Source organism: Sphingobacterium sp. LZ11T8 (genome assembly GCF_024261425.1).
GTDB lineage: Bacteria > Bacteroidota > Bacteroidia > Sphingobacteriales > Sphingobacteriaceae > Sphingobacterium.
The window spans coordinates 353,084-366,085 of record NZ_JANBZY010000003.1; the positions used below are offsets into that span (position 1 = coordinate 353,084).

Below are 13,002 nucleotides of genomic sequence, written 5' to 3' on the forward strand. Positions count from 1 at the left end.
CTATAATAAGTAAGGTATTACATCTTATTTTTTTAGATTTGGTTTAATTAATGAAAATTGACCATTCTACAACAAAAATATGTTAGAGAAAATAATCCATTTCGATCAAGATTTATTTCTATTAATCAACCAGGGCTTGAGCAACATTGTTTTCGACTGGTTACTGCCTATCTTACGTAATCCTTACACTTGGTCCCCACTTTATTTATTTTTAATCATCTTTTTCATCAAACATTACGGCAAGACCGGAATTTTGATCGTTGCCTGTACATTGGCAACTTTTGGGATTTCAGATGGTGCCTCTTCGCATTTGATCAAAAAATCGGTTAAACGAGTTAGGCCCTGTAATGATGTAGTATTCAAAAACCAGGTTAATTTGCGCGCTCGCTGTGGCTCTGGGTTTAGCTTCACCTCTTCCCATGCCACAAACCACTTCGCGATGGCGTTCTTCTGGATTGTATTATTTCGTCGCAAATGGAAACATACCTTATGGCTATGTATCCTTTGGGCGGCTTCCATATCCTTTTCTCAGATCTATGTCGGAGTTCACTACCCCTTGGATATCCTCTGCGGGGCCATCCTGGGGACACTCATAGGTTTAGGGACTGGCTATTTATTCAAAAGGTTTTATCCTCAGTTTTTTGAACCCAAACCCATTCCAACAACAACAGCTGCATGAGTAGTTTCTTGATCGTATCCATCCTATTTTTCTCCGCATTACTAAGTGGTATTGCTGTATTTTTTGTCAAAAGAGACAATACCCAGTTATTGAAACTGGTCCTTTCCTTCAGTGGTGCATATTTATTTGCCATAACCGTATTGCACTTGATACCTGAAGTGTACCACAGCAATCAGACTCCTGGGGAAATCATTGGACTGTATATCTTAGGGGGATTCCTATTTCAGTTAGTTCTGGAGCATTTTTCACAGGGTATTGAGCACGGTCATATCCACCATAGCAACGATGGGCATAACCATCAGGCATTTCCCATTGCTATCCTGATCAGTCTATGTCTGCATGCCTTCCTAGAGGGATTCCCATTGGCTTCAGGACACCGAAATGAACTGGTCTTTGGTATCGCTATCCACCATATCCCAGCTGCCTTCGCATTGGGAAGCTTATTGATCGGAACAAGGCTAAAGAAAGCCACCATCATCGTATTTATCGCCATCTTTGCAGCTATGACCCCACTGGGATTCGTAACGAGCAAAGGGATCAGTGCTGGTGAAATCGGAAACATAGCACAGTATTTCGACAAGATTATGGCGGTTGTGATCGGTATTTTCTTGCACATCTCGACCACTATCCTGTTCGAATCAGGATCGGCAGATCATCATACCTTCAACAAGAAAAAGATGTTGGCAGTGTTATTAGGTGTTTTGGTTTCCATGGCCAACTTCTTATTTGAAGGTCATGACCACTCTCATCATAACCATGGTACTACAGATCAAACTGAAGAATCCCACGATCATGATCATCATGACCATGACCATTCAGATCATGAACATTAGTTAGTACTCGACCTCATTCATCAGGCCTCTGAACTTATCCAATAATTCACTGAGCTTAAAGCAATCTTCGGCTGTAATGTTTTCTGGAAGTACATCATCCAGCATCATGTCAGTCTCGATTTCTTCTAGCAGCTCCAAGCCTTTGTCGGTGATCAATAGATCGACTGCGCGCTTGTCTACGCTGTTCTTTTCCCTAGAAACTAGGCCCTTACTTACGATGCGATCAACTAACCTACTGATATCAGGCGTTTTGGTTAGCAACCTCTCCTTCAACAAATTATTGGTAACAGGATTGGGATACTGACCGCGTAAGACGCGCAACACGTTAAACTGTTGCAAGGTGATTTGTTTGGCATTCGCTCTCTTCTCCAGCATCACGTTCAACCAGTTGTTTGTGTAAATAATATTGATCGTAGCGCGATGCCAAGGACTTGCGAATTGCTTTACTTTAACCAATTCTTCGATCTTCGGCATATTTAATAATACATTAGTGTGACTTAATTCGCAATTTAAAAGATTTTAATTATTTATCTTTGCTATTGTTGATTTTTATTCAAAAAACATAAAAAATTGTCGTCGAATGCCGCAAAAAATTAGCCTTGATAAATTAAAAATCGGAGACCTTGCCAAGATTAATACCATACAGTCCACAGAAATTCCTGCAAAATTCTATGAATTAGGCTTTTACCCTGGTTCCATTGTTGAAATAAAACATAAAGCTCCGCTTAGTGGACCTATCTGTGTCAACGTCATTGAAAACAATGCCCTTATCGCCATCCGTAAATCCGAAGCCAAACTTATCACTGCAGAATTAATCTAATGAAAGACCCGAATATTGTCCTTCTGGGAAACCCCAATGTTGGTAAAACCTCTCTGTTCAATAGACTTACTAAACTTAACCAAAAGGTTGGTAACTATCCAGGGATTACCGTAGAAAAACGAGAAGGAACATTAAAAGCAAATAGCAAGACTTATCATATCATTGACCTCCCTGGTACTTATACCCTATTTCCTAACTCTTTGGATGAGGAAATTGTTTTCAAAATCCTAAGCCAGCGAGAAAATAAACTCAGTCCTGACCTTACCGTGGTGGTGGCAGAACCCTCAACACTAAAAAGAGGGATCATCCTGTACCAACAAGCGCGTGAACTGGGACTTCCAGCCATCTTCGTAATCAATATGATCGATGAAGTGGAAAGTAAGGGTGTAACCATCGACTTCCATAAATTGGAAGCCTATCTGAAAACCAAAATCTATCAAACGAATGCCCGTACCGGTAAAGGACTGGAAAAACTGATCAGTTCCCTGGATGAAAAACCATCCTTCTACCAAGGCACCTTCCAGATTCCGGAAAAATACAGCAAGGCACTCAACGAAGCCAAGAAACTTTTCCCTTTAGCAACAGAATATCTTACTTGGCAATATCTAGCTCAGGAAAACGTAAGTTACCTACCTGTAGACCAACAAGAAGAATTGGCAGCAATCCGTGCTAAACACCAATTGGATCCGCACGAGATGCAGAAGACAGAGTCGCTTTTCAGACAGGACCAAATCAGCCTGGAACTCGATAAGATCTTGATCAAATCCAAAAACCAAACCTTGGATACTACATCCAAGATCGACAGGATCTTATTGCACCCTGTACTTGGCTATATTATCTTTTTTGGTCTTTTGTTGTTGATTTTCCAGGCCATATTCAGTTGGTCCGGACCGTTAATGGACTGGATTGACGGCAGCTTCGGAGATCTAACGGCCTACCTATCCACGGTCCTTCCAGAGGGTCCATTATCTTCCCTGTTTATTGAAGGGATCGTAGCTGGTATTGGTGGTATCGTAATTTTTCTCCCACAGATTGTCATTCTATTCCTTTTCCTTTCCTTAATGGAAGAATCAGGCTATATGAGCCGTGTCGTATTCATTATGGACCGTTGGTTAAGACCATTCGGGTTGAACGGTAAATCGGTCATTCCATTAATGTCTGGAGCGGCATGTGCCATTCCGGCCGTTATGTCTGCCCGTAACATCGAAAACCCCAAAGAAAGGCTGTTGACCATCTTGGTAACTCCATTTATGACCTGTTCGGCACGTCTACCGATCTATATCGTTATCATCGGGCTGATCATTCCTGAGACTACCTATTTGGGCTTTAACGTGCAGGGAATCACCCTATTTTTCATGTATATCTTGGGGATTGTTGGCGCATTAGGTTCTGCATGGATCTTAAACAAAGTGATCAAGAGCGTACGTTCTTCCTTCCTGATCTTTGAATTACCGACATACAAACTACCAGATTGGAAAAATGTTCTAACCAATGTATGGGATAAGGCCTCTGGTTTCTTAATCGAAGCAGGTAAGATCATCTTGATGATTTCCATCGTATTATGGGTATTCGGAAACTTCGGACCGAACCAAAAATTCTACAATGCGGAAGAAATCGTGCAACAGAACAACCCTAACCTTACAGGTGCTGAGCTGGAACAAGAAGTTGGTTCATATAAATTGGAACACTCTTTCTTAGGTTACATCGGAATGGGAATCGAACCGATCGTAAGACCCTTAGGCTATGACTGGAAGATGGGAATCGGTCTGATTTCATCCTTCGCGGCACGCGAGGTCTTTGTCGGAACGATGGCCGTAGTGTACAGCATGGGACCCGATGTAGACATCGAAGATGAAGCCCAAAAGGGTTCCCTATTGACCCGAATGCGTTCGGAGATCAATAGCAACACCGGAAAACCTGCATACAATTTTGCATCAGGAATTTCGTTATTATTATTTTACGCATTTGCAATGCAATGTATGGCAACCATTGGTGTAGTTCGTAAAGAAACAGGTTCATGGAAATGGACCATGATCCAAACGTTGTTCATGACTGGCTTAGCCTATGTTGCGGCGCTGATTGCCTATCAAATCTTAAAGTAATGAGCATAATTATACAATACATCATCATCTTTATCCTTTTCATCTACGCATTGTACGTGATCTTTAAACCCTTTTTCAGCAAGAAAAAAGGAAACTCAGGATGTAGCAAAGGTTGTTGTACGGTAGAAGTAAAGCCAAAAAGCTAATAAAAAATCTTAAATAAAATAGAAAGGCATCCCGAAAAAGGATGCCTTTTTTCTTTGGCGAGAGAGCCTTCCCTGTTTGTAGAGGTGAATTGCATTCGCCCGCCCATGTATTTGAACCAGGATGTTAAGGATGAGAGGATGGACCAAGATCATAATTAACATCTAGCTGTAAAGCTATCTCGCTAGGTTGGGATGAATTGTGTTAGCCCGTTGTATCTAGGGTAAGAACCCCCAGAGGGCGTGACATCTTTATAGAAATTGAATGTTTGCAACCGCTAACCCCTAGCGGGGTGAAATGTTTTTCAATAGTTCATGTTAAAGAAAGAAAACAGTTCGTTCGCTGTGCTCACGATGACAGCTATCCTAAAAAACAAAAAATAGATTCTTCGTTTCACTCTGAATCCCTCTTTAGCGCATTTTGATTCTGAACGATCAGTGAGGAATCTGTACGGTTTTCCTCCCACCGACCCTGTCATCCTTGACCGAAGGTCAAGGAACTGTACGCCAATGCATTTTTTATTAAAGGTTGGTTTGCTGCATTCCGAGACCCTTCCTGCATCAGGGTGCCTGTGTGGGGTTAACCTTCGGTTAAAGGGACTATACGCCAATAAAATCCAGATGTTTTTAATCTTGAAGGTTTTCTTTTTTAAAGACTTTTAGGATACACCATCCATATTCAAGTTGGAATTCTGAGAACCCCCAGCGGGGGTGACATCTTTATAGAAATTGAATGTTTGCATCGGCCAACCCCCAGAGGGGGTGAAATGTTTTTCAATAGTTCTTGTTAAAGAAAACAGTTCGTTCGCTGTGCTCACGATGACAGCTATTCTAAAAAAACAAAAAATTGATTCTTCGTTTCACTCTGAATCCCTCTTTAGCGCATTTTGATTCTGAACGATCAGTGAGGAATCTGTACGGTTTTCCTCCCACCGACCCTGTCATCCTTGACCGAAGGTCAAGGAACTGTACGCCAATGCATTTTTTATTAAGGGTTGGTTTGCTGCATTCCGAGACCCTTCCTGCATCAGGGTGACAAGGTGTGGTTCTCCAAAATTTAAGGAACTGCCCAGCAATCCTAATTTTATTCTAGCTTAGGTTCCAATTCCTCCCCACCCTAAAAAACCCACATCCGCCCTAATCCTACTTAACATAAAAAAAATTATTTTCCATAATATTCCGATTAAAACACTCTTTATTTTATTTGATGCACAAAAATTAAAATGAAAAATTTATCTTGTGCCTTTTATCGGTCCTCAGGCCGATGGAGAATATTAACTAGGAACATAATCAGGAATTAACCTTCTTCAGAGTGCAAGAAAACAACGAAAAAGAACTAAAAAGAGGCCTTAGCAATAGACATATTCAGTTAATTGCCTTAGGTGGAGCCATCGGTACAGGTTTATTTTTAGGGGTTGGACAGGCAGCAATTTTAGCCGGCCCTTCTGTTATATTGGGATATGCCATCGCAGGGCTTGTCGCCTTCTTCATCATGCGGCAACTGGGTGAAATGGTCGTTGAAGAACCGATCTCGGGCAGCTTTAGCTCCTTTGCCAATAAATATTGGGGACCCTTTGCAGGCTATGCTTCCGGCTGGAACTATTGGCTACTGTACATCTTGGTCAGTATGGCCGAATTGACAGCAATCGGAAAATATGTACAGTTCTGGTGGCCTGAGATACCGCTCTGGGCTTCTTCCCTATTCTTCTTTTTGGTCATCAATGTCATCAATCTCGCATCCGTAAAGGTATATGGAGAAACCGAATTCTGGTTTTCCATCATCAAGGTCGTGGCTATCATCGCGATGATCATCTTCGGGATCTATCTCTTAGTTTCGGGGAATGGAGGCGAAAGAGCAACCGTAGCCAATCTCTATAATGATGGCGGATTCTTCCCCCATGGCTGGCTCAACGGCAATGGTGATATAGGATATTCGGGATTACTCGCCGCGCTCGTCATTATCATGTTCTCCTTCGGAGGACTGGAATTGGTGGGGATCACTGCTGCAGAAGCTGAAAACCCAGAGAAAAATATCCCTAAAGCGACCAATCAAGTTTTATGGAGAATCTTGGTATTCTATGTGGGCGCCTTATTCATCCTATTTTCCCTAATGCCTTGGCGAACCATTACTGCCGACACAAGTCCTTTCGTTGAAGTATTTGCAACCTTAAAAGGCTTCCAATTTGAACTGTTCGGCAAGACATTCTTCTTTACGAGCATCATTGCAAATGCCCTGAACATCATCGTTCTTACTGCTGCCCTATCTGTTTACAACAGCTGTGTGTATAGTAATTCAAGAATGCTTTATGGCTTGGCGGAACAGGGAAATGCACCTAAGTTCCTTAAGAAATTAAATTCAAACCATTCACCTGTAAATGCGATCCTGGTATCTGCTGGAATTGTAGCCATTACGGTTTTGATCAATAAAGTAATCCCAAAAGAGGCATTAGGAATCCTAATGTCCCTAGTGGTATCCGCTTTGATCATCAACTGGATCATGATTACACTGACCCACATGTTTTTCAGGAAACAGAAGGATAAACAAGGGATCAAGACTAAATTCCCAACCATTCTGTACCCGATCAGCAACTATTTCAGCTTATTGTTCTTATTGGGCGTATTGTTGATGATGTGGTTTACCGGATTAAAGATCTCTGTGGAGCTTATCCCTATCTGGGTCTTGCTCCTATGGATCAGTTATATCTTGGTAAAACGGAACAAAGAAAAACAGCTGAAAAATAAGGATATCTAAATCCAATAAAATGAAGCAGTACAAATTACATATCGCATTTTTGCTCCTTGCACTGCTTCATTTATATGCCGTTTATGCCAACCTTCCCAATCTGAGGTTCTTTACAAAACCACTGATCTGCCTCTCCCTAATCTTTATCCTCTATAAGGAAACCGGCTTAAAAAAGAACATTGAAAAGTTGACCGCGGTAGGTCTATTTTTTGGCTGTCTGGGCGATATATTCTTGATGTTGCATGACATGTTTGTGGCTGGATTGGCCTCTTTCCTGATCGGACACATCCTCTATGTCATAGCCTTTAGCAAACAGACGAATGCCAAGGCCCTGAGCAAACATAAAAGCTATATTCTCATCGCCGGAATATTGGCCAGCTATTCCTATTATCTCTATGGCATTCTCCAGCCTAGTTTAGGACCATTAAAGGTTCCAGTGATCCTATACATTCTCGTCATTGCAGCTATGGCCTTTTTTGCCTATACCAGGAGGTATCAGACCAATTCCTTAAGTTTTATCATCTCTTTGGTCGGCGCCCTTTTATTTATCTTTTCAGATTCTATTTTAGCAATTAATAAGTTTGTGGCCTACCTGGCCAATTCTGGTCTATACATTATGTCCAGCTATATCCTCGCCCAATATTTTATTACCCTCGGAATCATATTAGACAAAAAAACCAGGCCGTAAATAATTACAGCCCGGCATTAATACAAGTTGATATGATATGATTTAAACTATGTCAGTAATTCTTCTTGTGCCTTTTTTCCATAACTTTCATTATGCACATTGGCAACCGCCCTACCCGAAGGATCGTTTAGGTTCTGGAAGGAAGCATCCCAAGCCAATGCTTCAGGCGTACTGCATGCAACAGACTTCACTGAAGGAACTGTTTTCGCGGCAGCATCCGAAGGGAAATGTGTTTCAAAGATACTTCTGTACAGATACTCCTCCTTGTTCTTTGGCGTATTGATCGGAAACCGATGCGCCGCTGCTTCGAATTCTGTATCTGAAACTTTTTCTTCCGCTTGCGCCTTTAAGGTATCGATCCAAGAATATCCTACCCCATCCGAGAATTGCTCCTTTTGTCTCCAAGCAATCGACTCTGGCAAATAATCTTCAAAGGCCTTCCTGACCACCCACTTTTCCATTCTGCCATCCCTGATCATCTTATCTTCAGGGTTGATGCTCATGGCAATATCCATAAACTCTTTGTCCAAAAACGGAACCCTTCCTTCGACTCCCCAAGCAGCTAATGATTTATTCGCCCTCAAGCAATCATATAGATAGAGCTTTTTCAGCTTTCTCACAGTTTCCTCATGGAATTCTTTTGCATTTGGGGCTTTATGGAAATACAGATAACCACCAAATAATTCATCCGACCCTTCTCCTGAAAGCACCATCTTTATTCCCATTGATTTGATTACCCTAGCCAATAGATACATAGGTGTTGAAGCACGGATGGTCGTCACATCATAGGTCTCCAGATGGTAGATCACATCCCTGATTGCATCAAGACCCTCCTGTATGGTAAAGTTTACCTCATGATGGATGGTACCAATATGATCTGCAGCCTTTTGAGCGGCAATTAGATCCGGTGAACCCTGAAGGCCTACCGCAAATGAATGCAACTGTGGGTACCAAGCTTCTTCCTCATCATTGCTCTCAATCCTTCTGGAAGCAAACTTTTTGGTTATGGCAGCGATGACCGAGGAATCTAATCCACCAGACAGCAATACGCCATATGGAACATCGGACATCAATTGATGATGGACCGCATCTTCCAAACCTTTTCTCAATTTGGCGATATCCGTTTCATTGTCCTGTACAGTCTCGTAAGACTCCCAATCCCTTTTATACCAACGCTTAGGCTCCAAACCTTCTTTACTATATAAATAATGCCCCGGAGGAAACTGTTCGATCTCTGTACAGAAACCTTCCAAGGATTTTAGTTCTGATGCGACAAACAACTGTCCGTACTGATCTTTCCCATAGTATAGCGGGATAATACCCATGTGGTCCCTAGCAATAAAGAATGAATCTTCGCGAGAATCATATAGGGCAAATCCAAAGATCCCGTTAAGTTCCTCAACAAAAGCAGGTCCTTTTTCCAAGTAAAGAGCCAAAACAACCTCGGAATCGGACAAAGTCGAGAATTGATAATTTGGCAGAGAATTTCGTAACTCCTTATGATTGTAGATTTCACCATTTACAGCAAGGACTACCTGTCCATCAGGACTGTATAAAGGTTGACTTCCGGATTTAGGGTCAACAATGGCCAAACGCTCATGAGCTAACAATGCTTTCGATGAGCTATAGATCCCCGACCAATCTGGTCCTCTATGACGAATTCTTTTCGACATTTCCAAGACCTGCGGCCTTAAGGACTCTAGGGGTTGTTTCAATTCAAATGCTCCGACAATTCCGCACATACGATTGTTGTTTTGTTAATTATTTACTTGTTTTCATGAATTAATGACACAAAGTAAAGTATTAAAAAACAATTTTCATAATCTTTTTTAATTTTTATTGAATATTTAATAAATATTTTAAAGTTTTGTTGATTTATTCATACCTATTATTGGTTTTTATTAAAAAACACATCAGGGTAAAAATTTTAACCATGCTGGATTATTGGCTCAAATTATTTTAACAATTCATTCGAGCGTCCCTACCAACCGGCTTCGAGAATTCCTTTAGTCTCATTCGGGACACATTCGGAAAATTCGGAATGTGTCCCGAATGAGACCAAGTTTAAATGGAGGAAAAAAAAGATTGTAAATTTTTAGGGATGGCCAGAATAATGACTGAGCATGGCATACAAAACGAGGTTGCCAAAAAAGGCAACCTCGTCTATTATTTTTTGGAATTTGTTCTAATATATACCGTGCAGGGATCCACCTTTAGCGGCAAGTTGATCAACTCGCTTCTCCACTGCCGGATCTTTGATCAGATCAGGAGCATGATGAGGTTTACTTCTCGCATCGATGATCACAGGACCATGGCAGCCCCAGTGTTTATGGCTCGTGAAACTATCGATACCATAAATATCAAAGGCAGGATTGGACTTTGTAAAGGTCACCCACACAAAATTGTTTTCATTTTCTGCGGTAAAGGCTGCATCATCTGCTAATACGATAAGCTGTATGCCTTCCCAATTTCTATCCTTTGCTGCCGCGCACCATTCTCCCAGCAGCTTGGCTTCTTCTTCATAGCTCGTAAAGGCTTGACCATCTAGTACGATGATCCCAGGTAAGGCCACTTTTCCATGGTTGAAAGGTCTTGGTAAATCTAATCCCACAGGATATTCGCTAATCAATTGTCTTTTTACTTCCCCTACAGCTGCAAAAGTGACCTTTGATCCTGCATTCAATCCATCCCCTGTATAATCCAGGGTATCGATTGTCGTGTTGGTTTGGAAGTGCAGATCCCTGCTAAGGTCAATCCTTTCGAAGATATGGGTAAAGAAATCCTTGATACTATGGATATCCAATTGAGGGTTATCCTCAAAGGCTGAAATAAATAGATATTTCGCAAGACTGAGTTGGTTGGTACCTAAAATCTGGTTTGCAATGGTCAATACTTCCTGAGGTCTATCGACCTTTTGATATGGCGTATATCGTTCGCTACCTATGGCAAACAACAGGGGATGCACTCCAGCTGGATCAACGGCATGTACAGCATGTAGACCGCCGATCTGCTGAGGGATCGCATTACCAGTAATTTCATGGATCAATGCACCAAAGCTGGTATCTTCTTGTGGAGGCCTACCCACGACGGTAAAGGACCAGATGGGGTCCTTTCTATGGTAAACCTTATGTACCTTCATCAATGGGAAAGGGTGTACCAATGAATAATAACCGATATGGTCCCCGAATGGGCCTTCAGGTTTGTTGTCATTTGGATAAACGGTACCTGTAATGACAAAATCAGCATCTGCAGAGATACAGAAGCCTTCCTCATCATAGAAATAACGGAAGCGACGGTTCCCTAGGGCGCCAGCAAAGATCATTTCGGAGAGCCCCTCTGGAAGAGGCATCACAGCCGAAAGCGGATGTGAAGGCGGACCACCGACGAAAACACTGACCTTCAGCGGTTTCCCTAAGGCATTTGCTTTGGTCTGATGTATACCTATACCACGATGCAACTGGTAGTGCAAACCGATCTCTTGATCTTGGACATATTCATTGCCCCCTAGCTGTATCCGATACATACCAAGGTTGGCATTCATGATGCCCGGTTTGCTGATATCTTCTGTATATACCTGCGGCATGGTCACAAAAGGGCCACCATCCATAGGCCAGTTTACGATCTGAGGAAGTTCGGAGATCTTGGTTTGCCCATACAAAATGGGAGCTGCAGATTTCTTTTTCCAAGGCAAAGCACCCAAGGCCACCATGGAAGAGCCCGCATAGGAAAATGGTTTTTTCAAAACGGACATCGGGTTCATTTTGACGTCAACCAATTTCTTGACGTGATCCAAGGTGTCCCGGAACATGAATTTCGATCGCTCAAGGGTTCCAAAGAGGTTTGATACTGCCGGAAATTTTGATCCTTTGACATTCTCAAAATATAAGGCCGGACCCTGGGCATCATATACCCGCATCTGAATAGAGGCCATTTCCAGGTAAGGATCGACTTCTTCTTTGATTCGGATAAGATGACCATGTTTTTCTAGGTCGGCAACACATTCTTGTAAACTTTTGTATCCCATATTTAATAGCTCGCTTAGCTACAAATGTAAGCTAATAGCGGGAATATAAGAAGGTTTAAGAATTTATTGGTCGAGCTTGATGACCTGATCTAGCGGGGTAAAGGAGAATAAGATTTTGTTTTTCCAAGATGTATTGTCAATAGGGTATTCACGCTCCATGAGGCGCTTGAATTCAATAAGGTCCTCTTTATGGATATGGTAGGCTTTTTTGAAAACCAAACTCATAATAAAATGTGGGACCAATATGCTTTTCACTTCGGCATTAGGGTACAAAGTTTTCTTGTACAAGCGATAAATTTCTTGAACGGTGATGGTTCTTGGCCCTCCAATCTCAATGGTTTCATTCAGGAAACATTTGTCCCAATCAACATTATAGACCCAGCGTAAGAGGTCCAGTGATGAGATAGGATTGAACTTAACTTTGGCAATGGCATTATCATAGGGCAGATAACGTCCATTGATCAGGAGATGCATATATTTATCCAGGACACTGCCCTTCCCTATAGCCAAGTTTTTGAGCACGATGGTATAAGTGATATTGGAAGCTTTCAAGAGCGCTTCAATATCCTTAATAAAAGGCTTATCCATTAGCCTTGCTATGTAGACGATTCGTTTACCTCCATTTAACTTGGTCAGTTCAATGAAGTTTTTCAATGTTATAAGTTCTAAATTAAGGTTAACGAGTTCACCTAATGTAGGAACATGGGTAATATAAATGGAAAGGCCCACTCCAGACTCGATTTTAAAGGCTTCAAATTCTCTGCCTCTCCGCAATAAATCGACCTTATCAAGAGTTGCCGTCAATGTCTCAAACACTCTGGATTTAAACAAATCCAAGTCCCTAACAATCCCATGTACATTAAAATCCTCCCTGCTCAGGTTACTCATGGCTCGTTTTCCCAAATAAGAATTCAAACCTGATAATAACACTTCCATCTTCCCTCCTCTTATTTGTTATAATATTTATTTA

11 protein-coding genes are annotated in these 13,002 nt (G+C 41.7%); 7 read left to right on the top strand and 4 right to left on the bottom strand.

Translation table 11 applies throughout. The features are described 5' to 3' along the window. Nucleotides 1-79: 79 nt before the first annotated feature. Nucleotides 80-679, top strand: a complete 600-nt coding sequence (locus NLF99_RS09745) for a phosphatase PAP2 family protein (protein WP_185217560.1) — start codon at nucleotides 80-82, stop codon at nucleotides 677-679. Beyond that, nucleotides 676-1,512 carry a ZIP family metal transporter gene (locus NLF99_RS09750; RefSeq protein WP_185214196.1) on the top strand — a complete coding sequence of 279 codons (837 nt, stop codon included), beginning with the start codon at nucleotides 676-678 and terminating at the stop codon, nucleotides 1,510-1,512. The genes NLF99_RS09745 and NLF99_RS09750 overlap by 4 nt, the downstream gene beginning before the upstream one ends. Here NLF99_RS09750 and NLF99_RS09755 read toward each other — a convergent pair whose 3' ends face one another. After that, nucleotides 1,513-1,986, bottom strand: coding sequence for a MarR family winged helix-turn-helix transcriptional regulator (locus tag NLF99_RS09755; RefSeq protein WP_185214195.1), 474 nt, complete (start codon nucleotides 1,984-1,986; stop codon nucleotides 1,513-1,515). Nucleotides 1,987-2,092: 106 nt separating this feature from the next. Between NLF99_RS09755 and NLF99_RS09760 the strand changes: the two genes are divergently transcribed. The 5 genes from NLF99_RS09760 to NLF99_RS09780 all read left to right on the top strand — a co-directional run bounded on the left by NLF99_RS09760 (nucleotide 2,093) and on the right by NLF99_RS09780 (nucleotide 8,008). After that, complete coding sequence (locus NLF99_RS09760) at nucleotides 2,093-2,332, top strand: FeoA family protein (protein ID WP_185214194.1); 240 nt, start codon at nucleotides 2,093-2,095, stop codon at nucleotides 2,330-2,332. Further along, nucleotides 2,332-4,434, top strand: coding sequence for a ferrous iron transport protein B (gene feoB, locus NLF99_RS09765; protein WP_254528001.1), 2,103 nt, complete (start codon nucleotides 2,332-2,334; stop codon nucleotides 4,432-4,434). The genes NLF99_RS09760 and feoB overlap by 1 nt, the downstream gene beginning before the upstream one ends. Continuing rightward, entirely contained in the window at nucleotides 4,434-4,580 is a 147-nt protein-coding gene (locus NLF99_RS09770; protein ID WP_185214192.1) for a FeoB-associated Cys-rich membrane protein, read from the top strand. Before feoB ends, NLF99_RS09770 begins: the two co-directional genes overlap by 1 nt. A 1,309-nt stretch (nucleotides 4,581-5,889) precedes the next feature. After that, complete coding sequence (locus tag NLF99_RS09775) at nucleotides 5,890-7,329, top strand: amino acid permease (protein WP_185214191.1); 1,440 nt, start codon at nucleotides 5,890-5,892, stop codon at nucleotides 7,327-7,329. 10 nt (nucleotides 7,330-7,339) lie between these two features. Next, nucleotides 7,340-8,008 (top strand): lysoplasmalogenase, encoded by a 669-nt coding sequence (locus NLF99_RS09780; RefSeq protein ID WP_185214190.1) that lies wholly within the window; start codon nucleotides 7,340-7,342, stop codon nucleotides 8,006-8,008. 47 nt (nucleotides 8,009-8,055) lie between these two features. On the opposite strand, the gene asnB is transcribed toward NLF99_RS09780, so the two are convergent. The 3 genes from asnB to NLF99_RS09795 form a co-directional block, all read right to left on the bottom strand. Continuing rightward, entirely contained in the window at nucleotides 8,056-9,750 is a 1,695-nt protein-coding gene (asnB, locus tag NLF99_RS09785) for an asparagine synthase B (RefSeq protein ID WP_254528003.1), read from the bottom strand. A 443-nt stretch (nucleotides 9,751-10,193) separates the two neighbouring features. After that, the gene (locus NLF99_RS09790) at nucleotides 10,194-12,032 is read right to left on the bottom strand and encodes a UbiD family decarboxylase (protein ID WP_254528004.1); all 1,839 of its coding nucleotides are present in this window, start codon (nucleotides 12,030-12,032) and stop codon (nucleotides 10,194-10,196) included. Nucleotides 12,033-12,095: 63 nt separating this feature from the next. Continuing rightward, nucleotides 12,096-12,968: a hypothetical protein gene (locus tag NLF99_RS09795; RefSeq protein WP_185214187.1), complete on the bottom strand. Its 873-nt coding sequence runs from the start codon at nucleotides 12,966-12,968 to the stop codon at nucleotides 12,096-12,098. Nucleotides 12,969-13,002 lie beyond the last annotated feature (34 nt).